Genomic DNA, 751 nt, shown 5'->3' on the forward strand with positions numbered 1-751 from the left:
CCGTCGGCGGTGCGGCAGTCATCCAGCGCCAGCGCCCTGGCGTCGGCGCGGCGGCGCTCACGCGCAGCGACAGCGCTTTGAGCACCAGCCTGACGGGCGGCGGAGGGATTGGCGATCAGCTGCCGGCCATCGGCGTCCAGAACCACCAGAACGCCATTGTCGACCCGGTCCAGCGCGGCGCCGACAGCGACCAGAGCCGGAACCCCCATGGCGGCGGCAAGGATGGCGACGTGCGAGGTCGGGCCGCCCTGCGCGGTGCAAAGCCCTGCGACCTTGACCGCATCCAGCGCCATCAACTGCGACGGCAACAGGTCGTCGGCGACAATGACCGATCCGGGACCGATGGCGACAGGCGCAGGCGCGGCCTCGCCCGACAATTCGATCAGAACCTGACGCTCCAGATCCAGCAGGTCGTCGGCACGCTCGGCCATGCGCGGATCGCCCATGGTGCGGAACAGATCGGCGGCGGCGCGGGCGGACTGACGCCAGGCGAAACCGGCGCTGCGTCCCTCGGATACCGCCTGTTCCGCACCGGAGATCAGGCCGGGATCATCAAGAAAACCCAGATGCGCGGCCAGGATGGCGCGGCGATGGGCGTTGCCGCTGGTCGCCGCCAGCTCGATACGTGCGCGAACGGCGGACAGGGCGGCGTTCATGCGGGTGGTCTCCGCCGCAACGCCGCCGCCGTTTTCGGACACGGCGATTTCGGTCTGGGTCAAACGCACGGCGCGGCCGACGAACAGCCCCGGCG

The 751-nt window shown here is 70.7% G+C and carries 1 protein-coding gene; it reads right to left on the reverse strand.

All coding sequences use genetic code 11. The features are described from left to right. The coding region (locus QZ281_RS11255; RefSeq protein ID WP_292228395.1) for a phosphoenolpyruvate-utilizing N-terminal domain-containing protein at positions 1-751 on the reverse strand (751 nt) is incomplete at both ends.

This window comes from Brevundimonas sp., assembly GCF_018608325.1.
Lineage (GTDB): Bacteria > Pseudomonadota > Alphaproteobacteria > Caulobacterales > Caulobacteraceae > Brevundimonas.